Genomic DNA, 21,595 nt, shown 5'->3' on the forward strand with positions numbered 1-21,595 from the left:
ATGCCGACGAGCGACGCGACGACCGACCTCGGCGACCTGAAGGTCATCGCCTTCGACGTCTTCGGCACGGTCGTCGACTGGCATTCGGGCATCGCGGCCGAGGCCGAGCGCATCGTCCCCGGCATCGACGGCAGTGCCTTCGCGCTGGCCTGGCGTGCCGGCTACCAGCCAGCAATGAAGGGCGTGATGGAACGGCTGGCGGCCGGCGAGGGCGGCTTCACGCTGCTCGACGAACTGCACATGGGCATCCTCGGCGGCGTGCTGCGCGAGTTCGGCGTCGTCGACCTCGACCCCGCGAAGAAGCGCGAACTCAACACCGCCTGGCATCGCCTGCCGGCCTGGCCCGACGCGGTCGACGGCCTCGCGCGGCTCAAGCGCAGGTTCACCATCTGCCCGCTCTCGAACGGCAACATCGGCCTGCTGACCGAGATGGCCAAGCGCGCCGGCCTGCCATGGGATTGCGTGCTGTCGGCCGAGGTGTTCAAGGCCTACAAGCCCGACCCGCGCACCTACCTCGGCGTGGCGGCGGTGTTCGACGTCACCCCCGGACAGGTGATGCTGGCCGCGGCGCACCACGACGACCTCGCCGCGGCACGCGCCTGCGGCCTGCGCACCGGCTACATCGAGCGGCCGCTCGAGTTCGGCACGAAGCAGCCGAAGGATGTGTCGCCGCATGCGGACAACACCTTGCATGCGCGGGACATCGTCGCCTTGGCCGACTTGCTCGGCTGTTGAAGACGCGGGGCTCGCAGCGGCCTTGAGTCTGCAAGGACTGGCCGAGACACGGTAAGGCTGTGGGCGCAGCCGGGGTGTCAGCCGATGCGCGGCGGAGCTTCGGTGGAGCGGTCGGTGCTGCGCACCGACTTCCCTGCGGTGCTCGCGTGGCCGGCTGTGCCGCAGAACTCGCTTCGCGCTCCTTTGGCGCGCTGCGCTCAGACAGCTGCGGCAAGTCAGAGGTTGATGCGCGTGTCTTCGCACGCGCAGCCGGCCACGCTGCGCTCCTCGGCGCCCCACAGGCGCACCGCCGCGCATCGGCTGACACCCCGGCTGTGGACATGTTGCGTCGGTCTTGACGCGCGATTTGACAGCCAGGGAATGACTTGAGCGCGTATGCCCTTGTCGAGTGCGGAGGCCGTGCTGTCGCGCTTCGGCGTCGAACAGGCACAACGTCCCGGCGCAGCGCGGTAGGGGCTGTGGGGCGCGGGCGACTTCCGGGGCGGTGAGGAGCGGAGCCTGTGGGCGGGAGCGTGCGTAGCACGCGCATCAACTCTGACTCGTCGCGGCTGTTTGAGCGGAGTGCACCGAAGGGGCACGCAGCGAGTTCCGCGACGCCGCCCGCAGGCGAGAACCGCAACGGAGTCGGCGCGCAGCGCCGACCGCCCCGGCAGGAGCTTGCGTCACGCAGCCCCTACCGCGTTGCGCAGCCTCGGCCGTGAAGCCATACCTTCTGCCGCGTAGTCCGGCCGCAATGTGCAGGCGCCTGACGAAGCTCGAGGTCACTGCAAAGTCCAGCGAGCGCCGGAACCATTCCGCTGCCTTGCTCTTGAGGACGCGCGTCAGCGCAGTCCACCTCCGGCCGCACCTTCCGCCCGCTGTATCAACTCGATCTTGTACCCATCCGGATCCGTCACGAACGCGATCACGGTGCTGCCGCCCTTCACCGGTCCGGCTTCGCGCGTGACGTTGCCGCCTGCGGCCTTGATCTTGTCGCAGGCCGCGTAGGCGTCTGGCACGCCGAGCGCGATGTGGCCGTAGGCAGTGCCCATCTCGTAGCCGTCGGTGCCCCAGTTGTAGGTCAGTTCGATCTCGGCCTGGGCCGGGTTGCCCTCGTAGCCGACGAAGGCCAGGCTGTACTTGTACTCGGGGTTCTCGGAGGTGCGCAGCAATTGCATGCCCAGCACCTTCGTGTAGAAGTCGATCGAGCGCTGCAGGTCGCCGACGCGCAGCATGGTGTGGAGGAGTCGCATATCGTGGTCGTCGTCAGTTGTCGTGGGCGTCATTCTCGCCCCGACGCGATCGCTATGGGCGCGAAGGGGCGTCCCAGCGGCTCAGGCGGCCGTCGTGCATCACGCCGATGCGATCGGCCATCGCATGGGCCTCGGCCTCGTTGTGCGTGACCAGCACCGCGGTCTGGCCTGCGGCCTTCAGGATCTTGCGGACATCGGCGGTCAGGCGCTCGCGGGTGGCGCCGTCGAGGTTCGAGAACGGCTCGTCGAGCAGCAGCAGGGCCGGTGCGGGTGCCAGCGCGCGGGCCAGCGCGATGCGCTGCTGCTGGCCGCCCGACAACTCGTGCGGATGGCGATCGCCGGCCTCCGGCAGGCCCACCAGCGCGAGCATGGCCGCGACGCGACGCAGTTGCTCGGCGCGCGGCAGGCGACGCAGGCCGAAGCCGACGTTCTGCGCGGCGCTCAGGTGCGGGAACAGCGCGTAGTCCTGGAACATCATGCCGACGCGGCGGCGCTCGGGCGCCAGGTGCACCTGCGTGGAAGAGAGCAGGGCGTCGCCGAGCCGGATGCTGCCCGCGCGTGCCGGCTCGAAGCCCGCGATCGCGCGCAGCACCGTGGATTTTCCGCAGCCCGAAGGGCCGAGCAGGCAGCCGATCTCGCCCGCAGCGAGCCCGAGCGAGAAGCCATCGACCACCGTGTGCGTGCCGCGCGGCCCCTCGTAGGCCAGGCGCAGGTCTTCGATGGCGAGCGCCGCGCTGGCTGCAGCAGGTCCGCGCTGCAGTGCTTCGGCATTCGCTTCGGTGGCGGGCGTCCGGCTCATGCCGTGGTCTCCGACAGGCCGTTGCGCGCCAGCAGCACCACCGGCAGCAGCCCCGCCAGCACGATCGCCAGTGCGGCGATGGCGCCTTCCTCGTAAGTGCCGCGCGCCGCTTCCGCATAGAGCGAGGTCGCGAGGGTCTCGAAGTTGGCGGGCCGCAGCAGCAGCGTGGCCGGCAGTTCCTTCATGGCGTCGACGAAGACCAGCAGCGCGCTGGCAGCGATCGCCGGCCGCAGCAGGGGCAGGTGCACGCGGCGCAGCGTGCCGCCAGGGCTCTCGCCCAGCAGGCGGGCCGATTGCTCGAGGGCCGGCGGGATGCGCGCCAGGCCGGCCTCGATGCCTCCCACCGGCATCGCGAGGAAGCGGATCGCGCAGGCCACCACCAGCACCACGCCGGCGCCCATGAGCGGCAGGCCCGGATGGCCGATCAGCGAGGCCAGGGCGGCATCGGCGGCCAGCGCGGGCGTCAGCAGGCCGATCGCCAGCACGGTGCCCGGCACCGCGTAGCCCAGCGTTGTGGCGCGGCCCTGCCAGCGGTCGCGTCCGGGTGTCGAACCCTGCGCACGCACCGCCCAGGCAACGACGAGGCCGGCCGCGAGCGCCACCGCGGTGACGCCGGTGGCCACGCCCAGCGTGTTGAGCAGGCTGTCGATCAGGCCGCGCGAGATGCCGCTGCCTTGCCGCAGCCGCTGGGCTGTCTCCCACACGAGATAGAGAGCCGGCGCCACGAACCCGATGAGCACCGGCAGGGCGGCCGCGGCGGTGGCGAGCCATGCCGCGGCGCCGTGCAGCGGTCGCGGCCGGATCGCGCGCATGCGCTGCACCGAGCCGAAGCGCTGGTGGCGCCGCCCGTGGCGCTCGAGCAGCACCAGCGCCACCACCACGAACAGCATCGCGCAGGCGATCTGCGCGGCGCCCGCGAGGTCCGAGCGCGTGACCCAGGTGGTGTAGACCGCGACCGTCAGCGTACGGATGCCGAGGAACTCGGAGGCGCCGATGTCGTTGAGCGTCTCGAGCAGCGCCAGGCTCAGGCCCACCGCGAGCGCGGGGCGAGCCAGCGGCAGCGCGACACGAAAGAAGGCGCCGGTCCGGCTCTCGCCAAGCGAACGCGCGGCTTCCATCAGATGGGCCGGCTGGGTCATGAACATGGCGCGTGCTGTCATGTAGACATAAGGGTAGAGCACGAAGCCCAGCAGCAACGTGGCGCCCGGCATCGATCGAAGGTCGGGCAGGCGGAACTGGCGCGGGCTGTCGAAGCCCAGCAGCCAGCGCAGCGCACCCTGCACCGGGCCGAGCGGATGCAGCAGGTCGAGGTAGGCGAAGGCGACGATGTAGGTCGGCATGGCGAGCGGCAGCAGCAGTGCCCAGTGCAGCACGCCGCGGCCGGGGAAATCGCAGGCGGTCACCAGCCAGGCGCAGCCGGTGCCGATCACGAGCACCAGCAGGCCCACGCCGGCCAGCAGGATGGCTGTGTCGAGCGCCGCCTGCGGCAGCACGTGGCGTGCCAGATGTGCCCAATGGCCGAGGCCCGACCCGAAGGCCAGCCACAGCAGGCTCGCCACCGGCGCCAGCACGCCGAGCGCGATCAGCAGCGTGGTGGCCTGCCAGAGCCGGCCGACCGGCCGCAGCCGAGTCACTGGTCGAACGCGACCTTGTCGACCAGGGCGCTGGCCTGCTTGCGGTACTTGGCGATCTCGGCGATCGGCAGCGGATCGACCTTCAGTTCGCCGATGCTGCGCGCGATGATCGGGTCGAGCGCGACGCCCTTGCGCACCGGGTATTCGTAGTTGGCCTCGGCGTAGAGCACCTGGGCCGAGGGCGAGACCAGGAACTCGAGCAGCTTGACCGCGTTGTCGCGATGCGGCGCGTTCTTCGCCACGGCAGCGCCGCTGATGTTGACGTGCGTGCCGCCACCCTTGGCGAAGGTGGGTTTCACGACCTTGATCGCATCGCCCCACTTGCGCGCGTCGGTGCCTTCCTTGGCGCCCTTGAGCTGGCCGACGTAGTAGGAGTTCGCGAGGCCGACATCGCAGATGCCGCCGAGGATGTCGCGCGCCACGTCGCGATCGCCCCCGGTGGCCTTGCGGCCTAGGTTGGCCTTCACGCCGCGCAGCCACTGCTCGGTCTTGGCCTCGCCGTCGTGCGCGAGCATGGCCGACACCAGCCCGACGTTGTACGGGTGCTGGCCCGAACGGATGCAGACCTTGCCCTTGTACCTGGGGTCGGCGAAGTCCTCGTAGCGCAGCGACGCGATTGGCAGGTCCTTGTCGGCATAGGCCACGCGCGCGCGCATCGAGAGGCCGTACCACTGGCCGTCGGCGGCGCGCAGGTTGGACGGGATCGCGGATTCGAGCGCCGCCGACTTCACGGGCTGCGTGACGCCGCCGTCGACCAGGTCGACGAGGTTGCCGATGTCGACGGTCATGAGCAGGTCGGCCGGCGAGCGTGCGCCTTCGGCCTTGACGCGCTCGAGCAGTCCGTCCTTGACGAACACGGTGTTGACCTTGACGTCGTTCTGGGCGCTGAAGGCCGCCAGCAGCGGCTGGATCAGGCCGGGCTCGCGCGTGGTGTAGACCGTGACCTCGCCGGCCGCATGGGCGGGCAGGGCGGTGGCGAGCAGCGCGAGGGCCGTGGCGCCGAGCGCGAGGGTGGCGCGGGCGGGCGCGCGAAGGCGTGCGGTCATGAGGATCTCCCGGATGCGATGTGGAATGGTTCTTGACGCTGTCGCGCATGCGTGCGCGCGCGCCAATGCGAATCATTCCAGGGTCCGGGGCCGTGCCGAATCCAAACACGCATGGATTGCAGGCCTAATCCGCGGTTGACCGGTGCCCGCCCGGTTGCGTTGACCGGGCGCATCCGCCTGCCCATACTGATCCATTCGCCATGTCCCAGATATCCGACCGTCTTGCCGTCCTTCGAATCGAGTTGCCGGCGCCGCTGCGGCTTCCGCCCGGCGTGGTGCTGCCGTTTCCGATGGTGCGGATCGTGGGGTCGAGGGCGTTGATCTCCGGCCATGGGCCTACCAACCTCGACGGATCGCTCGCCATGCCGCTGGGCAAGGTCGGCCTCGACGTGACCGAACGGGAGGCCCACGAGGCGGCGCGGCTCACGGGCCTCGCCATCCTCGGCAGCCTGCAGCGGCAGCTCGGCGACCTCGACCGCATCGTGGCCTGGACCCGGATCTTCGGCATGGTGAATTCCGCGCCCGGCTACCATCGGCAGCCTGCCGTGATCAACGGGTTCACGGAACTGATCCAGGAGGTCTTCGGGCCCGAGGTGGGCGCCCATGCGCGCAGCGCGGTGGGTGTCGCGGAACTGCCATTCGGCATTCCCGTCGAGATCGAGGGCGAAGTCGAACTCGCCAGCAGCTCCGCCTGACCCGGCCGCTGTCAGCGCTTGGGCAACTCGAACACCAGGCATGTGGTGGTCGCGTGCGCATACAGCGTGCCGTCGGCGCCGACGATGCGAGCCTCGGCGGTGGCCAGTTGCCGGCCGCAATGGATCACCTTGCCTTCGGCGCGCACGCGCTGCACCTTTGGCGTGATGGCCTTGACGAGGTTCACGCCGAGCTCGGCCGTGGTATAGCTCCGGCCCGCCGGCATCAGGGTGTGGACCGCGCAGCCGAGCGCGGAGTCGAGCAGCGTGGCGAACCAGCCACCGTGGATGCTGCCGAGCGGATTCAGGTGCTCCGGCAGCGGCCGGCCCTGGAACACGGCGCGGCCCGGGCTGACCTCGATGATCTGGAACGAAAGCGTCTTGGCGATCGCGGCGTACGGGATCTCGGCGTTGATCATCATCTGCATCATCTCGAGCCCGGTCTTGCCGGCGATCTGCTCGGGGTGTGCGACACCCGGCCCGGGGCCGGCGTCGAGCCTTGCCTTGATCACTTCTTCCTCGGCGATCCAGGCGGCGAGAAGGTCGGACGGATTCATCTGGTTTCCTCTTACAGTTGCATATGCATTGATTGTAGCTACAATCTTTCGCATGGATGCCATCGTCAAGCCGCAAGGCTGTACCAATTTCCGGCTGCGGCGACTGCTGCGGCTGGTCGCCCGTCACTATGACGCCGAGGTCGTGAAGAGCGGCCTCAAGACCACCCAGTACTCGCTGCTCACGCACGTGCAGCATCTGGGGCCGCTGCGGCCGGTCGATCTCGCGCAGGCGATGAGCATCGACGCCTCGACGCTCTCGCGCAATCTCAAGCCGATGCTCGAGGCCGGCTGGCTGCTGCAGGGCGAGGGGCCCGACGCACGCAGCCGCATGGTGTCGATCACCGAGGAAGGCCGCAGGAAGCGCACCGAGGCGCAGCGCCACTGGCGCGTCGCACAGGAAAAGCTCAATGCGCAGCTCGGTGTCGAGCGCGTGCTGGCACTGCATGCGCTGATCGACGAGAGCATCGCGATCCTGCAACCCGAAGGCGAAGACAACGAGGCGGAACGCGATGACTGACAACACCATTTCCCCCGGCACGGGCCCGCGTGCCGCTGCGGTCATCAGGCGCCACGCCTTCTGGCTCGTGATGCTGGCGGCCGGCGGCACCTTCGCTCTGACCATGGGCGTGCGGCAGAGCATGGGGCTCTTCCTGTCGTCTCTCAACACCTCGACCGGCCTGGGCATCGGCAGCATCAGCCTGGCCTTCGCCTTCGGGCAGCTCTGGTGGGGCCTCACGCAGCCGTTCGCCGGTGCGGTGGCGGATCGCATCGGCACCGGGCGCGTGGTCTTCATCGGCGTGCTGCTGGTGGCGCTCGGCACCTTCATCACCCCGTTCATGACCAGCACCGCCGGTCTGATCTTCGCGATCGGCGTGCTGGCAGCGGGAGGGGCGGGCATGGCCGGCCCCTCGGTGCTGATGGCGACCGCGACGCGCCTGGTGGCGCCCGAGAAGCGCGGCCTCGCGACCGGCATCGTCAATGCCGGCGGCTCGTTCGGGCAGTTCGCGATGGCGCCGATCGCGATCGGCCTGATGGCCGGCGTGGGCTGGGCCAGCGCGATGCAATGGATGGGCGTGCTGATCCTGCTGGCGCTGCCGGCGGTGTTCATCCTCCAGGGCAACTCGAAGGCGCTCGCGGCGCAGTCGGCGGCCGCGAGCGGCACCCGGCAGCTCACCGCGCGCCAGGCTATCGGCCAGGCGCTCGCGACACCGAGCTACCGCTACCTGAGCCTGGGCTTCCTGGTCTGCGGCTTCCACGTCGCCTTCCTGGCCACCCACCTCCCCGGCGTCGTGGCCGCCTGCGGGCTGCCGCCCGAGATCGGCGGCTGGGCGCTCGCCATCATCGGCCTGTTCAACATCGTCGGCAGCCTGCTGATGGGCTGGGCGGTCGGCCGCTGGCGCATGAAGTCGCTGCTGTCGCTGCTCTACGCGACGCGCGGCCTCGCGGTGCTGGTGTTCCTGCTGGCGCCGAAGACGCCGGCCGTGATGCTGGTGTTCGCGGCCGTCATGGGCATCACCTTCCTGTCGACCGTGCCGCCCACGGCGGGCCTGGTGGCGAAGATGTTCGGCCCGGCCAACATGGCGATGCTGTTCGGCGTCGTGATGCTCGCGCATCAGGTCGGCGGCTTCCTCGGTGCCTTCCTGGGTGGCTACGTGTTCCAGGCCACCGGCAGCTACGACATCGTCTGGTACATCGACATCGCGCTGGCCGCGGGCGCCGCGCTGATCAACCTGCCCATCCGCGAAGCGCGGCCGGGTCTGGTGGCGAAGCCGGCCTGACGCCATGGCCGACACCGACATCGATCCACGCACCCGGCGCCTGCTCGAGGCACCGATCGTGCCGACGCTGCTGCGCCTCGCCGCGCCCAACGTGCTCGTGATGGTCGCGCAGGCGGCGGTCGGGCTCATCGAGACCTACTTCGTCGGCAAGCTCGGCACCGACGCGCTGGCCGGCATGGCGCTGGTCTTCCCGATCGTGATGCTGATGCAGATGACCTCGGCCGGCGCCATGGGCGGCGGCATCGCATCGGCCATCGCACGGGCGCTCGGCGCACGGCGGCGCGAGGATGGGGATGCGCTGGTGCTGCACGCGATGGCGATCGCGGTCGGCTTCGGGCTGCTCTTCACGGTGGCGATGCTGCTGGGCGGTCGTGCGTTGTTCACGCTGATGGGCGGTACCGGCGCTTCGCTCGAGGCGGCGCTGGTCTATTCGCACGTGGTGTTCGCAGGCGCGATTCTGGTCTGGTTGTTCAACTCGCTGGCGGCGGTGATCCGCGGCACCGGCAACATGGCGGTCCCGGCCAACATCACGGTGGCGGGCGTCGTGGTGCTGATCCCCCTGTCGCCGCTGCTGATCTTCGGCTGGGGTCCGATACCGGGCATGGGCATCGCGGGCGGCGCGGCGGCGCTGCTGGCCTACTACCTCGGCGGCACGATCGCGCTGTGGGTCTACCTGCGTTCCTCGCGCAGCCTGCTGAAGCCCACGTGGGCCGGCATGCGCTTTCGCTGGCCGCTGTTTCGCGACATCCTGCGCATCGGACTGGTAGGTGCGATCGCGACCGTGTCGACCAATCTCTCGATCGGCATCGCGACCGCGCTCAGCGGCCATTTCGGGCCCAACGCGATCGCGGGCTACGGCACGGCCTCGCGGCTCGAGTATCTGCTGGTGCCGATGGTGTTCGGCCTCGGTGCGCCGCTGCTCGCGATGGTCGGCACCTGCATCGGCGCCGGCCAGCGCGAGCGGGCGCTGCGCGCCACCTGGGCCGGCGCCGGCCTGGCCTTCCTGCTGTCGGGATCGATCGGTCTTGCGGCGGCCCTGTTCCCGCGCCCCTGGCTCATGCTGTTCGGCAGCGATCCCGCGATGCTCGAGGCCGGCACGCAGTACCTGCGCGCAGTCGGGCCCTTCTACGGCTTCTTCGGCGTCGGCCTGGTGCTGTACTTCGCCTCGCAGGGCGCAGGCCGGCTGCTGTGGCCCGTGATCGGCAACCTCATGCGCCTGGCGGTGGCCGGCCTCGGCGGCTGGCTCGCGCTGCGCTGGGGCGGCCAGCTGGTGCAGGTCTTCTACGCCCAGGCCGCGGCGCTGGTGGTGTACGGCATCGTCATCGCCTCGGCGATCGCGGGCGGGGCCTGGTTCGGCCGCGTCGGCTGGCCGCGCACGCCGCACGGGCTGCTGCGCCGGCTGCAGGCCACCTGATCTCTTTCCTCTCCATTCGAAAGCTCGTCATGCAACTCAAGGACTCCGTCGTCTTCATCACCGGTGCCAATCGCGGGCTCGGCCTGGCGTTTGCGCGCGCTGCGCTGGCTGCCGGCGCCAGGAAGGTCTACGCCGCCGCGCGCGACCCCAGGACCATCACGCTGGCCGGCGTACATGCCGTGGCGCTCGACGTGACGCAGCCCGGTCAGGCCGAGGCGGCCGCGCGCGAATGCGGCGACGTCACGCTGCTGATCAACAACGCGGGCATCTCGCGCGGCACGGGCCTGCTGGGCGGCGGCGATGCGGCCGAGGCCTTCGCTTCCGCCCGCGCGGAGCTCGAGACCAACTTCTTCGGACCATGGGCCCTGAGCCGCGCCTTCGCGCCGGTGCTGGCCCGCAACGGCGGCGGCGCGATCGTCAACGTGCTGTCCGTCCTGAGCTGGCTGAGCCTGCCGGGCGCCGCCACCTACAGCGCCTCGAAGTCGGCCGCCTGGTCGCTCAGCAACGGCCTGCGCGACGCGCTGCGCGAGCAGGGCACGCAGGTGCTGAGCCTGCACGTGGCCTTCATGGACACCGACATGACGAGCAAGATCCCGGGCCCCAAGGCCTCACCCGACGACGTGGTCGCGCAGACCTTCGCGGCGCTGGAGGCGGGGCACTTCGAGGTGCTGGCCGATCCGCTGACGCGCCAGGTCAAGCAGGGGCTGTCGGCCGAGGCCCCGCCCTACGCCGCAGCGCGCGCCGGCTGAAGCGAACGCGGGGCCGGCAGCAGCCGCCGCAGCGCCTCGAAGAACAGGTCGGACTGCTCGCGCTCGCCCTGGATCTGCGCCGCCACGTGCGCGGCGAGCGCGGCATCGACGGGCAGCAGCGGCCGCCCGGTCGACTGCGCGATCACCTGGTGCAGGCAGGCGCGCTCGAGGTAGTAGAGGTCGTCGTAGGCATGGGCGATGCTTGCCCCGGCCACGACCACGCCGTGGTTCGCAAGGAATGCCACGTCCTTGCCGAGCATGGCGTTGGCAATGCGTTCGCCTTCGCGATCGTCGAGCGCGAGGCCGTTGTAGCGCGCGTTGATCGCGATCCGGTTCATGAAGCGCATGGCGTTCTGGCTCAGCGTCGGATCGAGCGCGCGCTCGGCCGTGAGCGTGAGCGCGGTGGCATAGGGCATGTGGCAATGCAGGACCACCGCGTGGCCGGTGATGCGATGCACGGCGCCGTGGATGAAGAGGGCGGTCGGCTCGACCCGGTGGCGGCCCGCGAGCACCTCGCCGCGGACGTCGATCAGCACGATGTCGTCGGGTCCGATCTCGCTCCAGTGCAGGCCGCGCGGGTTGATCAGGTAGCGGTCGGAGATGCCGCCCGCGGCCGGCAGCGCGACGCTGAAATGGTTGCAGACCCCCTCCGAGAGGCCGTGGTGGGCGGCAGCGCGCAAGGCGAGGGCGAGGTCCTGGCGCAGCGTGCGCACGGCGGGGCTGGCGTAGTCGGCGTCGGCAGAGGGCATGTCGTCTCCAGGTGTGGGGTTCGTGGTGGTTTCAGGCGCGCACGGCGCCGGTCCATGCGGCGACGAAGTCCAGCGCCGACTGGCGTACCGCGGCGGCGCTCTTGCCGGGCTTGTAGAGTGCCGACCCGATGCCGAAGCCGGCCGCGCCGGCCGCGCGCCAGGCCTGCATGTTGTCGGGCGCGATGCCGCCGACCGGCATCACCGGCGTGCCCGCGGGCAGTACCGCGAGCAGCGCCTTGACCATGGCCGGCGAGGCCAGTTCGGCCGGAAACAGCTTGAGGCCGCTGGCGCCCGCCGCGAGCGCGCCGAAGGCCTCGGTCGGCGTCATGACGCCGGGCAGGCAGACGAGGCCCAGGCGCGCAGCCTCGGCGACCACGCCGGCATCGAAGTTGGGTGAGACGATCAGCTGCCCGCCGGCATCGTTCACCTCGCGCACCTGCAGTGCACTCAGAACCGTTCCGGCGCCCACCAGCGCATCGGGAAAGCGCTGGCGCATCAGCGCGATGCTCGCGAAGGGGTGCGGCGAATTCAGCGGCACCTCGAGCAGGCGGAAGCCCGACTCGACGATCGCATCGCCGACATCGGGTGCCTCCTCCGGCGTCAGGCCGCGCAGGATCGCGACCAGCGGCAACTGCTGCATGGCGGCGGAAAACTTGGAATGGGGCGTGCTCATGGCGTGGTCTCGTCGTCGGGGGTGGAAAGGGCGTGCAGGCCGGCCCAGGTGGCTTCGGCGCCGAGCGTGCGGGCCTCGATGCCTGCGGCATGCAGGGCCAGCGCGTAGCGCAGCGTGAGGGCCTCGGAGCCGATCAGCACCACGTCCGTGGCGGCGTGGATCGATTGCGTGCGCAGTTCCTCTCCGATCAGCACGCCCGACAAGTAGCTCGACAGTTCGCGCGCCGGCATGCGGCCGAACAGCGCGAGGGTGCGCGCGCCGAAGGCGTTGTGCATCACGCCCTGGCCGTTGTCGGACTGCGCCACGCCCTGGAGAAAGGCGGCCTCGTCGAGCGGCGCGTCGGCGTCGATGGTGCGCGACAGGAGCGAATGCTGGCTCAGGAGCGCGTAGAACTCGCCCGTCATGAAGGTCCGGAAGCCGGTGACCGTGCCCTTGTTGACGCGGGCCCACTTGTTGTGGGTGCCCGGCAGCACGAACAGGCCGTCGCGCAGGCCGGTGAGCGCCATGGCGCCGAAGATCTGCACTTCCTCGCCGCGCATCACGTCGGGCACGCCGTCGTGCATGTCGCTCAGGCCCGGCACGATCGAGATGCGGCCCGGCTCGATCTCGAGGACCCGACGCCGCACCTCGGCCGCGCCCGCGGGGCAGGCGCAATAGGGCGCCTCGACCCAGCCCTGCTTGCTGCCCGCCATGCCCGAGATCAGGCAACGCGTGCCTGCAGGAAGCATCCAGTCGCCGAACAGCGTCTCGAACACCTGCGTGAAGGCGCCGGGCTCGACGCTGAGGATGCCGCGCGCATGGCTCTGCGACTCGAGCACGCGGCCGTCCGCGTCGAGCAGGGCGCCACGCAGCGAGGTCGTGCCCCAGTCGATGGCCACCAGGCGATTCATCATTCGGTCCTTTGGTACGCTGTCCTGCGCCGAGAATAATCCACATCGTTCCTGCCATGACAACCGACACGACCCTCGACCACAGAAGCAAGAGCTATCCGATCGGCGCCACGCCCTGCGAGGCCGCGCGGATCGGCGAGCATGGCTGGCACGTGCTCGACGACGCGCTGCCCTATCCGCTGGCGACCCTCAGCCGCTCCGCCCTGGCGCACAACATCGCGTGGATGCAGGACTACGCGCGCCGCAAGGGCGTGCTGCTGGCGCCGCACGGCAAGACGACCATGTCGCCCGAGCTTTTCGCCATGCAGCTGGCCGGCGGCGCCTGGGGCCTGACCTTCGCGACCGTGTTCCAGCTGGCGGTGGGCGTGGAGGCCGGCGTGCGGCGCGCCATCATCGCCAACCAGGTGCTCGGTGGCGCCGATCTCGATGGACTCGACCTGCTGCTCACGCGCCACGATGGCCTGCGCGTGTGGTTCCTCGTCGATTCATCCGCACAGCTCGCGGTGATCGAGGACTGGCAGCGCCGTCGCCGCTCGGCACGCCGCTTCGACGTGCTGCTCGAGATCGGCATCGAGGGCCAGCGCACGGGCTGCCGCACGCACGAAGAGGCGCTTGCGCTGGCCGGTGCGATCGCTGCTTCACCGGCGGTGCGGCTCGGCGGCATCGAATGCTACGAAGGCGGGCTCGCGCGCTGCGACAGTGCACACGACGCGCGCGAAGTGACCGCACTCGTCGAGCGTGTGCTCGCGGCTGCGCGCGCCTGCGATGCGCGCGGCCTGTTCGGCGACGAGCACCTGCTGCTGAGCGCCGGCGGATCGGCGGTGTTCGATCTCGTCGTGCCGCTGCTGCGTGCGCAGGGCCTTTCGCGCCCGGTGCAGGGCGTGCTGCGCTCGGGCTGCTACGTCACGCACGACCACGGCAACTACGCGCGCTTCCTGCGGCAGGTCGAGCAGCGCGAAGGTCTCGAGAGCTCACTGCGTGCGGCGCTCGAGGTCTGGTCGATGGTGCAGTCGGTGCCCGAGCCCGGCCTGGCGCTGCTGAGCTGCGGCCGGCGCGACATTTCCTTCGACATCGACATGCCGATCCCGGTGCGCCATGCGCGCCGCGGCGAACGCGTGGCATCGAAGGCGCCGGCCGGCTGGCACGTGAGCGCGCTCAACGACCAGCATGCCTACCTGCGTTTCGATCCGGGCGCGATCACGCCGCAGGTCGGCGACCGCGTGGCCCTGGGCATCTCGCATCCGTGCACCACCTTCGACAAGTGGCGCTGGATGGCGCTGGTCGAGGACGACGGCGCGGTGACCGGCGCCATCCATACACGTTTCTGAAAGTTTCAGGCGGCTGACGCGGACGCTCCGGAGCGGTGAGCGATGGCGCGCCGGTGGCCTCCGGGGTGCGTTCGGGCACTCAGGGTTTGTCCTGCGCGAGGCGCAATTCAATCATCATATGATTTGATTCAGACCCGGCCAGAGAGCCGCGCATCGAACGGCCCCGTGGCCGTCCGGACCCATCGCAGGAGACAACTTTTCATGCGCATTCCCTCGAACGTCAGCCGCCGTCGCGTGCTGCAAGGTCTCGGTGCCGCGGCACTGCTGCCGACGGCCTGGTCGGTCCATGCCGAGGACTATCCGACCAAGCCTGTCGAGCTGGTCGTGCCGGCATCCGCAGGTGGCGGTACCGATGCCCTGGCGCGTGCCTTCGCCGAGGCCGCCAAGACCCACATCTCCCAGCCGCTGGTGGTCAACGACCGGCCCGGCGCGAGCGGCGTGGTCGGCATGAGCGACGTGCTCAACGGCAAGCCCGATGGCTCGAAGGTGTGCGTCGTGATCGCCGAGCTCGTGATCCTGCCGCACCTGGGCCTCGCCAAGTTCAGCTATGCCGACTTCCAGCCCATCGCGCGGCTCAATGCCGATCCGGCCGCGATCACGGTGCGCGCCGATGCGCCCTGGAACACCATCGAGGAATTCATCGCGGCCGCCAAGGCCAAGCCCGACGAGATGAAGGTCGGCAACTCCGGCAACGGCTCGATCTGGCATCTGGCGGCCGCCGGCCTCGAGGACAAGACCGGCACCAGGTTCAACCACGTGCCGTTCCAGGGCGCCGCGCCCGGCGTGGTGGCACTGCTCGGCGGCCACATCGACGCGGTGGCCGTGAGCCCCGGCGAGGTCGCGGTCCACGTGCAGAGCGGCAAGCTCAAGATGCTGGCCGTGATGGCCGACCAGCGGCTCAAGGCCTTCGACAAGGTGCCCACGCTCAAGGAGCGAAAGATCGATCTCTCGATCGGCACCTGGCGCGGCCTGGCGGTGCACAAGGCCACGCCGGCGAACATTTCCACCGTGCTGCGCAACACCGCGCGCAAGGGCGCCGACGAGCCGCAGTTCCGCGAGCAGCTCGAGAAGCTCAACCTCGGCTTCGCCTACCTCGACGCCGATGATTTCGGCAAGGCGATGCAGCGCGACCACGACTACTTCAAACAGCTGGTGCAGAAGCTCGGCATCAAGGTGTGAGCAAGCCATGAGTCTTCCGGACGTACTGGTCGTCGCCCCGCTGATGCCCTTCCTGATGGAAGCGCTGCGCGGCAGGTTCACGGTGCACGACCGCATCCACGCTAGCGACCCGGCCGCCTTCGCGGCGGTGGCGCCGCGCATCCGCGGCGTGGTCGCCAACGGCGAGGCCAAGGTGCCGCGCGAACTGATCGCGCAGCTGCCGGCGCTCGAGGTCATCACGGTCTTCGGCGTCGGCTACGACGGCGTCGACGTGGCGGCCGCGCACGAGCGCGGCGTTCCCGTCACCAACACGCCCGACGTGCTCAACGACGACGTGGCCGACCTCGCGATCGGTCTGCTGATCTCCGTCGCTCGACGCATACCGCAGGCCGACCGCTTCGTGCGCGCCGGCGAATGGACGAGCGGCCCGTTCACGCTGAGCCGCAAGGTCAGCGGCGCGAAGCTCGGCATCGTCGGAATGGGCCGCATCGGCCAGGCCATCGCGCACCGCGCCACCGCCTTCGGCATGCAGATCGCCTACACCGCGCGCTCGCCGCGGGCCGGCGTCGGCTATGGCTATCACCCCGACGCCGTGTCGCTGGCCGCGGCGAGCGACTTCCTGGTCGTCATCACGCCGGGCGGCGCGGGCACGCTCGGCATGATCGATGCGGACGTGCTCAAGGCGCTCGGCCCCGACGGCTACCTGGTCAACGTCGCGCGCGGCACCGTGGTCGACCAGCCGGCGCTGGTCGATGCGCTGCAGGGCGGCATCATCGCGGGCGCCGCACTCGATGTCTTCGTCGGCGAGCCGAACGTGCCCGAGTCGTTGCGCAACATGCCCAACGTGGTGCTGACGCCGCACATCGGCAGCGGCACGCGGCAGACGCGCGAGGCGATGGCCCGCCTCACCTTCGACAACCTGTGCGCGCATTTCGCGGGACAGCCGCTGCTGACTCCCGTCGACGCCTGAACGCGGCATGACCAAGAACACGCACGGCCGCACGCTCGACCTGCTCGGCGAGGCCATCGTCTCGCGCCGCTATGCAGTCGGCACCCCGATGCCGGCCGAGCCGATCCTGTGCGAATCGCTGGGTGTGAGCCGCACCGTGGTGCGTGAGGCCGTGAAGTCGCTGGTGGCCAAGGGCCTGATCATCACGGGCCCCAAGCTCGGCACCCGCGTCCTGCCGGACGAGCACTGGAACTGGTTCGATCCCGACGTCATCACCTGGCAGGCGCGTGCCGGCCTGACGCCCGAGTTCCTGCGCGACCTGCAGGACCTCCGCCGGGCCGTCGAGCCGGCCGCCGTGCGCCTGGCGGCCGAACGCGCCACCGATGCCGACATCGAGGAGATCGAGGCCGCCTACGCGGGCATGAAGCACGCGGTCGAGTTCGGCGGCGACTACGTCACCTACGACCTGCGCTTCCACAACGGGCTGCTGCGCAGCGCGCGCAACCGCATGCTGGCGCAGATGAGCAAGGCGCTGCATGCCCTGCTGCGCACCAGCTTCGAGATCTCCACCATCAAGAAGGATGGCCCGGCGCAATCGCTGCCGATGCACCGCGCGGTGCTCGATGCCGTCATCGCACGCAATCCGGCGCGTGCCGAGCGCGCGATCATCAAGCTCATCGACGGCGCCCGCGAGGACATCGACGAGGTGCTGGGCTCGCGCCGACGCCTGCCGCGCCTGTCCCGACCGCCACAACACATTCGCGCGACCGCCTGAGGCCGCGCGCCGACCCGTTTCGTTTCCCACCCCCCGCTCGAAGCATCGAGCAGACCGTTGCAAGAAGAAGGAGACCAGAGACATGAAACTCAAAGCAATCGTGGTTCCGGCGCTGATGGCCCTGGGCCTGGTCGTCGCCGGGCAGGCTTCGGCGCAGGAGAAGCTCACCATCTGGTGGGTCAAGGGCTTCTACAAGGCCGAGGACGATGCGCTGTTCGCGGCGATCAAGAAGTTCGAGGACAAGCACAAGGGCGTGAAGGTCGAGCTGTCGCAGTATCCGGTGCAGGACATGATCCCGAAGACCGTCTCGGCGCTCGATTCCGGCAGCCCGCCCGACGTTGCGTACGCCGACGTCTACGACTTCCAGGTCACGGGCAAGTGGGCCTACGACGACAAGCTCGAGGACATCACGAGCGTGATGGCGCCGATCGCCTCGCGCTTCTCGCCCAACACCATCGAGACCACCTTCCTCTACAACGACAAGACCAAGTCCAAGGCCTACTACGCCTTCCCGATCAAGCAGCAGACGATGCACGTCGAGTACTGGATCGACATGCTCAACGAGGCAGGATTCAAGGAATCGGACATCCCGACCAACTGGAAGGACTACTGGTCGTTCTGGTGCGAGAAGGTGCAGCCCGCGAGCCGGCAGAAGAGCGGCAAGCGCAACTTCGGCATCGGCATGCCGATGGGCGTGGACTCGAGCGATGCGTTCTATTCGTTCCTGACCTTCGCCGATGCCTACAACGTGAAGCTGGTGAGCGACAGCGGCAAGCTGATGGTCGACGACCCGGCCGTGCGCGCCGGCCTGATCGCGGCCATGACCGACTACACCAAGCCCTACCTGACGGGCTGCACGCCGCCGTCGTCGACCAGCTGGAAGGACCCGGACAACAATGTCGCCTTCCACAACAAGACCACCGTGATGACGCACAACGCGACCATCTCGTTGCCGGCCAAGTGGCTCGATGATTCCAACAACGCGTCGCTCACGCCCGAGCAGCGCGAGGAAGCCCGGAAGAACTACACCGAGCGCATCCGCACCGCCGGCTTCCCGAGCAAGCCCGACGGCAGCAAGATGGTCTATCGCACGGCCGTGAAGACCGGCGTGGTGTTCAAGGAAGCCAAGAACAAGCAGCGCGCCAAGGAATTCGTGGCCTTCCTGCTGCAGGAGGAGAACCTCACGCCGTACGTCGAAGGCTCGCTGGGACGCTGGTTCCCCGTGACCAAGGCCGGCCAGGCGAGCCCGTTCTGGCAGGCCGACGCGCACCGCAAGTCGGTCTACAACCAGTACGCGGCAGGCACCGTGACCTTCGAGTTCACGAAGAACTACAAGTTCACGATCCTCAACAACGAGAACGTCTGGGCCAAGGCGATGAACCGGGTCGTGAGCGACAAGGTGCCGGTGGACAAGGCGGTCGACGAGATGATCGAGCGCATCAAGGTCGTCGCGGGACGCTGACCCGAGGCGGTGCCCGACATGAGTTCCAACGCAAGCGCAGTGGCCGCTGCCGGGCCCGCCGCGATCCCCGCCACGAAGCTCGGACGCTGGCAGTTCTGGGGCCGGATGATGGCCATCCCCTACCTGCTGGTGTTCGCCATCTTCGTGCTCTACCCGGTGTGCTACGGGCTCTGGCTGGCACGCCATCCGCAGAGCTACGTGCACCTGGTGGAAGACCCGATCTTCTTCCGCTCGGTGCTCAACACCATCATCTTCCTGGTGGTCGCCATCAACGTGAAGATGGGGGTGGCGCTGGTGCTCTCGGGCTTCTTCGTGCGCTCGCGCTGGTGGATCAAGATCCTCGCGGGGATCTTCATCCTGCCGTGGGCCTTGCCGTCGATCCCGACCATCCTCTCGGTGCGCTTCATGCTGAATCCCGAGTGGGGCGTGATCAACTCCACCATCTTCCGGCTGACCGGTCTCGACGGCCCCAACTGGCTCAACGACCCGACGCTGGCACTGATCTTCGCGATGCTGATGCACATCTGGAAGTCGCTGCCGTTCTGGACCCTGATCCTGGTCGCCGGCCGACTTGCGATCCCGGGCGAGCAGTACGAGGCGGCATCGGTCGACGGCGCGAGCTCCTGGCAGAAGTTCCGCTTCATCAGCTGGCCGGCGCTGCGCACGCTCTACGTGACCTCGCTGATCCTGTCGATGATCTGGACCCTCGGCGACTTCAACAGCGTCTACCTGCTGACCGGCGGCGGGCCGGCCGACCTCACGCATGTGCTCGCCACGCTCGGCATCCGCTACCTGCGGCTCGACCAGGTCGACCTGTCGATGGCCTCGATCGTGGTTGCCATGCCGCTGGTGCTGCCGCTGGTGTATTTCATGATGAAGAGGTTGTCGAAATGAGCCGCAAGCGCTGGACCCTCAAGGCCGTCGGCAACGAGGCCAAGCTGCTGCTGATCGGCATCCCGGTGCTGCTGTGGACGCTGATCCCGGTCTACCACATGGTGCTGTTCGCGATCTCGCCGCGCGGCACCGCGACCAGCGGACGCCTGTGGCCCGATTCGCCGACCTTCGACAACTTCAGCACCGTGTTCCAGCAGAAGCACTTCTACCTCGACCACTTCTGGGTGCAGCTCGGCAACTCGCTGTTCATCGCGGTGGCGGTCGGTGCGATCACGCTGTTCGTCGCCACCACGGCCGCCTTCGCGATCAGCCGGCTGCGCGTGCGCGGTGGCCGCACGGTGATGAACATGGCGCTCTTCACCTACTTCATCCCCGCGGCCTTCCTCGCGGTGCCGATGTACAAGACCATGGGCAACTACGGCCTGCTCAACAGCCAGTGGGCACTGATCCTCGCGATGGTGACCATCGCCTCGCCCTACTGCATCTGGGTGCTCAAGCAGGCCTCGGACAAGCTGCCCTACGAGCTCGACGAGGCTGCGCGCATGGACGGCGCCTCGCCGCTGCAGCTGTTCCGGCTGGTCTACCTGCCGCTCATGGTGCCGTCGCTGGTGGCGGTGGGAACCTACGCACTGCTGCTGGCCTGGAACGAGTACCTCTACGCCTTCCTGCTGCTGTCGAACGACCGCAGCGTGACGCTCGCCGTGGCGCTCGGCAACTTCCTCGCGGCCGACGACTCGCCGTGGGAGCTGCTCATGGCGACCGGGATCATCTACGCGCTGCCGCCGGCGGCCATCTACTACACCTTTAAGCGCTACATGGTCGGCGGCATCACGGCCGGAGCGGTCAAGAGCTGACCCCCAGGTTGCCCGGCACTTCGTGTCCGGGCGCCCACCCCCTTTCAGGGGGCGACACCTGCGGCCCGGCAAAGCCGGTTCCGCGGTGTCCCCCGAACGGGCCCGGGCTTCGCCGGGCCAACAGAGAGAAAGAGAAGCAACATGGCCTCAGTGACCTTCAAGGACGTCCAGAAGTCCTACGGCAAGACCCGCATCATCGAGCGGCTGGGCTTCGAGATCGAGGACGGCGAGTTCGTGGTGCTGGTTGGGCCCTCGGGCTGCGGCAAGTCGACCCTGCTGCGCATGCTGGCGGGCCTCGAGGAGATCAGCGGCGGCGAGATCATGATCGACGGCCGGGTGGTCAACGAGCTCGAATCGAAGGACCGCGACATCGCGATGGTGTTCCAGAGCTACGCGCTCTATCCGCACATGACGGTCGGCGAGAACATGGGCTTCAGCCTGCGGCTGCGCAAGGCCGAGAAGGCGCTGACCGAGCAGCGCGTCGCCGATGCCGCGAAGATCCTCAACCTCGGCCCGCTGCTCGGGCGCTACCCGCGCGAGCTCTCGGGCGGCCAGCGGCAGCGCGTGGCCATGGGACGCGCCATCGTGCGCGACCCCAAGGTGTTCCTGTTCGACGAGCCGCTGTCGAACCTCGATGCCAAGCTGCGGGTCGCGATGCGGGCCGAGATCAAGGCCCTGCACCAGCGCCTCAAGACCACCACCGTCTATGTCACGCACGACCAGATCGAGGCCATGACCATGGCCGATCGCATCGTGGTGATGCACGACGGCGCGGTCGAGCAGATCGGCACGCCGCTCGAGCTCTACGACCGCCCCGACAACCTGTTCGTGGCCCAGTTCATCGGCTCGCCCTCGATGAACGTGCTCGAGGGCACGGTGCGGCGCACCGGCGGCGAGTGTCGGGTCGAGGCCCAGGGCGCCTCCTGGCCGGCTCCGGCCGCCGGTAGCGCAGCCGACGGCCAGCCGGTGCACTACGGCGTGCGTCCGGGAGACATCGCGCTTGCCGAGGCCGGCAACGGCGTGCCGGCGAAGGTGATCGTGGTCGAGCCCACGGGCGCCGAGACCGAGCTGCTGGTGCAGGTCGGCGAAGCCCAGCTCACGCTCACGGTGCATGGCCGGGTCGACGTCGGGCCCGACCAGATCGTGGGGCTCGTGATCGGCGCCGAGAGCGTTCACCTGTTCGACCGCCAGAGCGGCAAGCGCCTGAGCTGAAACGCGCGCGCCGTG

At 69.3% G+C, this 21,595-nt stretch carries 22 protein-coding genes; 14 read left to right on the forward strand and 8 right to left on the reverse strand.

Going from position 1 to position 21,595, the window contains the following annotated elements:
* Positions 1-735, forward strand: a complete 735-nt coding sequence (locus QTH87_RS05030) for a haloacid dehalogenase type II (RefSeq protein WP_286607404.1) — start codon at positions 1-3, stop codon at positions 733-735.
* 821 nt (positions 736-1,556) lie between these two features.
* Here the strand turns inward: QTH87_RS05030 and gloA are convergent.
* Genes gloA through QTH87_RS05050 form a run of 4 tightly spaced genes read right to left on the reverse strand, consistent with a single transcriptional unit; the run spans position 1,557 to position 5,446 of the window.
* A complete protein-coding gene (gene gloA / locus QTH87_RS05035) occupies positions 1,557-1,967 on the reverse strand; it encodes a lactoylglutathione lyase (RefSeq protein WP_286607406.1) in 411 nt (136 codons plus the stop codon).
* A gap of 52 nt (positions 1,968-2,019) precedes the next feature.
* Positions 2,020-2,766: an ABC transporter ATP-binding protein gene (locus QTH87_RS05040; RefSeq protein WP_286607407.1), complete on the reverse strand. Its 747-nt coding sequence runs from the start codon at positions 2,764-2,766 to the stop codon at positions 2,020-2,022.
* The gene (locus QTH87_RS05045; RefSeq protein ID WP_286607408.1) at positions 2,763-4,400 is read right to left on the reverse strand and encodes an ABC transporter permease; all 1,638 of its coding nucleotides are present in this window, start codon (positions 4,398-4,400) and stop codon (positions 2,763-2,765) included. The genes QTH87_RS05040 and QTH87_RS05045 overlap by 4 nt, the downstream gene beginning before the upstream one ends.
* A complete protein-coding gene (locus QTH87_RS05050) occupies positions 4,397-5,446 on the reverse strand; it encodes an extracellular solute-binding protein (RefSeq protein ID WP_286607410.1) in 1,050 nt (349 codons plus the stop codon). Before QTH87_RS05050 ends, QTH87_RS05045 begins: the two co-directional genes overlap by 4 nt.
* A gap of 200 nt (positions 5,447-5,646) precedes the next feature.
* Between QTH87_RS05050 and QTH87_RS05055 the strand changes: the two genes are divergently transcribed.
* Positions 5,647-6,141 carry a RidA family protein gene (locus QTH87_RS05055; protein ID WP_286607411.1) on the forward strand — a complete coding sequence of 165 codons (495 nt, stop codon included), beginning with the start codon at positions 5,647-5,649 and terminating at the stop codon, positions 6,139-6,141.
* A gap of 11 nt (positions 6,142-6,152) precedes the next feature.
* Here QTH87_RS05055 and QTH87_RS05060 read toward each other — a convergent pair whose 3' ends face one another.
* Positions 6,153-6,695 (reverse strand): PaaI family thioesterase, encoded by a 543-nt coding sequence (locus QTH87_RS05060; RefSeq protein ID WP_286607412.1) that lies wholly within the window; start codon positions 6,693-6,695, stop codon positions 6,153-6,155.
* Positions 6,696-6,747: 52 nt separating this feature from the next.
* Between QTH87_RS05060 and QTH87_RS05065 the strand changes: the two genes are divergently transcribed.
* Genes QTH87_RS05065 through QTH87_RS05080 form a run of 4 tightly spaced genes read left to right on the forward strand, consistent with a single transcriptional unit; the run spans position 6,748 to position 10,636 of the window.
* Entirely contained in the window at positions 6,748-7,212 is a 465-nt protein-coding gene (locus QTH87_RS05065) for a MarR family winged helix-turn-helix transcriptional regulator (protein ID WP_286607413.1), read from the forward strand.
* Complete coding sequence (locus tag QTH87_RS05070) at positions 7,205-8,473, forward strand: MFS transporter (protein WP_286607415.1); 1,269 nt, start codon at positions 7,205-7,207, stop codon at positions 8,471-8,473. Before QTH87_RS05065 ends, QTH87_RS05070 begins: the two co-directional genes overlap by 8 nt.
* 4 nt (positions 8,474-8,477) lie before the next feature.
* Positions 8,478-9,887: an MATE family efflux transporter gene (locus QTH87_RS05075; RefSeq protein ID WP_286607417.1), complete on the forward strand. Its 1,410-nt coding sequence runs from the start codon at positions 8,478-8,480 to the stop codon at positions 9,885-9,887.
* A gap of 29 nt (positions 9,888-9,916) precedes the next feature.
* Positions 9,917-10,636, forward strand: a complete 720-nt coding sequence (locus QTH87_RS05080; RefSeq protein ID WP_286607419.1) for an SDR family oxidoreductase — start codon at positions 9,917-9,919, stop codon at positions 10,634-10,636.
* On the opposite strand, the gene QTH87_RS05085 is transcribed toward QTH87_RS05080, so the two are convergent.
* The 3 genes from QTH87_RS05085 to QTH87_RS05095 are packed head-to-tail and all read right to left on the reverse strand — an operon-like array spanning position 10,612 to position 12,948.
* Positions 10,612-11,385 carry an aldolase gene (locus QTH87_RS05085; RefSeq protein ID WP_286607420.1) on the reverse strand — a complete coding sequence of 258 codons (774 nt, stop codon included), beginning with the start codon at positions 11,383-11,385 and terminating at the stop codon, positions 10,612-10,614. The genes QTH87_RS05080 and QTH87_RS05085 overlap by 25 nt on opposite strands.
* A 31-nt stretch (positions 11,386-11,416) precedes the next feature.
* Positions 11,417-12,058 carry a 2-dehydro-3-deoxy-6-phosphogalactonate aldolase gene (locus QTH87_RS05090; RefSeq protein WP_286607421.1) on the reverse strand — a complete coding sequence of 214 codons (642 nt, stop codon included), beginning with the start codon at positions 12,056-12,058 and terminating at the stop codon, positions 11,417-11,419.
* On the reverse strand, positions 12,055-12,948 hold the full coding sequence (locus tag QTH87_RS05095; RefSeq protein ID WP_286607422.1) for a 2-dehydro-3-deoxygalactonokinase: 894 nt from the start codon (positions 12,946-12,948) through the stop codon (positions 12,055-12,057). Before QTH87_RS05095 ends, QTH87_RS05090 begins: the two co-directional genes overlap by 4 nt.
* 56 nt (positions 12,949-13,004) lie before the next feature.
* Between QTH87_RS05095 and QTH87_RS05100 the strand changes: the two genes are divergently transcribed.
* From QTH87_RS05100 to QTH87_RS05135, 8 genes are all read left to right on the forward strand, one after another.
* Positions 13,005-14,276 carry an amino acid deaminase gene (locus tag QTH87_RS05100; RefSeq protein ID WP_286607424.1) on the forward strand — a complete coding sequence of 424 codons (1,272 nt, stop codon included), beginning with the start codon at positions 13,005-13,007 and terminating at the stop codon, positions 14,274-14,276.
* Positions 14,277-14,477: 201 nt separating this feature from the next.
* On the forward strand, positions 14,478-15,455 hold the full coding sequence (locus QTH87_RS05105) for a Bug family tripartite tricarboxylate transporter substrate binding protein (protein WP_286607425.1): 978 nt from the start codon (positions 14,478-14,480) through the stop codon (positions 15,453-15,455).
* A gap of 7 nt (positions 15,456-15,462) precedes the next feature.
* Positions 15,463-16,404 carry a 2-hydroxyacid dehydrogenase gene (locus QTH87_RS05110; protein ID WP_286607426.1) on the forward strand — a complete coding sequence of 314 codons (942 nt, stop codon included), beginning with the start codon at positions 15,463-15,465 and terminating at the stop codon, positions 16,402-16,404.
* Between the two features lie 7 nt (positions 16,405-16,411).
* A complete protein-coding gene (locus QTH87_RS05115; RefSeq protein WP_286607430.1) occupies positions 16,412-17,158 on the forward strand; it encodes a FadR/GntR family transcriptional regulator in 747 nt (248 codons plus the stop codon).
* Positions 17,159-17,240: 82 nt separating this feature from the next.
* Complete coding sequence (locus QTH87_RS05120; RefSeq protein WP_286607431.1) at positions 17,241-18,620, forward strand: ABC transporter substrate-binding protein; 1,380 nt, start codon at positions 17,241-17,243, stop codon at positions 18,618-18,620.
* Positions 18,621-18,638: 18 nt separating this feature from the next.
* Entirely contained in the window at positions 18,639-19,514 is an 876-nt protein-coding gene (locus QTH87_RS05125; protein ID WP_286607432.1) for a carbohydrate ABC transporter permease, read from the forward strand.
* Positions 19,511-20,368, forward strand: coding sequence for a carbohydrate ABC transporter permease (locus tag QTH87_RS05130; protein ID WP_286607433.1), 858 nt, complete (start codon positions 19,511-19,513; stop codon positions 20,366-20,368). Before QTH87_RS05125 ends, QTH87_RS05130 begins: the two co-directional genes overlap by 4 nt.
* 141 nt (positions 20,369-20,509) lie before the next feature.
* On the forward strand, positions 20,510-21,580 hold the full coding sequence (locus QTH87_RS05135) for an ABC transporter ATP-binding protein (RefSeq protein WP_286607434.1): 1,071 nt from the start codon (positions 20,510-20,512) through the stop codon (positions 21,578-21,580).
* Positions 21,581-21,595 lie beyond the last annotated feature (15 nt).

It is taken from the genome of Variovorax jilinensis (genome assembly GCF_030316885.1).
GTDB classification, from domain to species: domain Bacteria; phylum Pseudomonadota; class Gammaproteobacteria; order Burkholderiales; family Burkholderiaceae_C; genus Variovorax; species Variovorax jilinensis.

Bases quoted from the DNA above. Each gene is read 5' to 3' on its own strand.
- QTH87_RS05030 (WP_286607404.1), top strand. From the start codon at position 1: ATGCCGACGAGCGACGCGACGACCGACCTCGGCGACCTGAAGGTCATC.
- gloA (WP_286607406.1), bottom strand. From the start codon at position 1,967: ATGCGACTCCTCCACACCATGCTGCGCGTCGGCGACCTGCAGCGCTCG.
- QTH87_RS05040 (WP_286607407.1), bottom strand. From the start codon at position 2,766: ATGAGCCGGACGCCCGCCACCGAAGCGAATGCCGAAGCACTGCAGCGC.
- QTH87_RS05050 (WP_286607410.1), bottom strand. From the start codon at position 5,446: ATGACCGCACGCCTTCGCGCGCCCGCCCGCGCCACCCTCGCGCTCGGC.
- QTH87_RS05055 (WP_286607411.1), top strand. From the start codon at position 5,647: ATGTCCCAGATATCCGACCGTCTTGCCGTCCTTCGAATCGAGTTGCCG.
- QTH87_RS05060 (WP_286607412.1), bottom strand. From the start codon at position 6,695: ATGAATCCGTCCGACCTTCTCGCCGCCTGGATCGCCGAGGAAGAAGTG.
- QTH87_RS05065 (WP_286607413.1), top strand. From the start codon at position 6,748: ATGGATGCCATCGTCAAGCCGCAAGGCTGTACCAATTTCCGGCTGCGG.
- QTH87_RS05070 (WP_286607415.1), top strand. From the start codon at position 7,205: ATGACTGACAACACCATTTCCCCCGGCACGGGCCCGCGTGCCGCTGCG.
- QTH87_RS05075 (WP_286607417.1), top strand. From the start codon at position 8,478: ATGGCCGACACCGACATCGATCCACGCACCCGGCGCCTGCTCGAGGCA.
- QTH87_RS05080 (WP_286607419.1), top strand. From the start codon at position 9,917: ATGCAACTCAAGGACTCCGTCGTCTTCATCACCGGTGCCAATCGCGGG.
- QTH87_RS05085 (WP_286607420.1), bottom strand. From the start codon at position 11,385: ATGCCCTCTGCCGACGCCGACTACGCCAGCCCCGCCGTGCGCACGCTG.
- QTH87_RS05090 (WP_286607421.1), bottom strand. From the start codon at position 12,058: ATGAGCACGCCCCATTCCAAGTTTTCCGCCGCCATGCAGCAGTTGCCG.
- QTH87_RS05095 (WP_286607422.1), bottom strand. From the start codon at position 12,948: ATGAATCGCCTGGTGGCCATCGACTGGGGCACGACCTCGCTGCGTGGC.
- QTH87_RS05100 (WP_286607424.1), top strand. From the start codon at position 13,005: ATGACAACCGACACGACCCTCGACCACAGAAGCAAGAGCTATCCGATC.
- QTH87_RS05105 (WP_286607425.1), top strand. From the start codon at position 14,478: ATGCGCATTCCCTCGAACGTCAGCCGCCGTCGCGTGCTGCAAGGTCTC.
- QTH87_RS05110 (WP_286607426.1), top strand. From the start codon at position 15,463: ATGAGTCTTCCGGACGTACTGGTCGTCGCCCCGCTGATGCCCTTCCTG.
- QTH87_RS05115 (WP_286607430.1), top strand. From the start codon at position 16,412: ATGACCAAGAACACGCACGGCCGCACGCTCGACCTGCTCGGCGAGGCC.
- QTH87_RS05120 (WP_286607431.1), top strand. From the start codon at position 17,241: ATGAAACTCAAAGCAATCGTGGTTCCGGCGCTGATGGCCCTGGGCCTG.
- QTH87_RS05125 (WP_286607432.1), top strand. From the start codon at position 18,639: ATGAGTTCCAACGCAAGCGCAGTGGCCGCTGCCGGGCCCGCCGCGATC.
- QTH87_RS05130 (WP_286607433.1), top strand. From the start codon at position 19,511: ATGAGCCGCAAGCGCTGGACCCTCAAGGCCGTCGGCAACGAGGCCAAG.
- QTH87_RS05135 (WP_286607434.1), top strand. From the start codon at position 20,510: ATGGCCTCAGTGACCTTCAAGGACGTCCAGAAGTCCTACGGCAAGACC.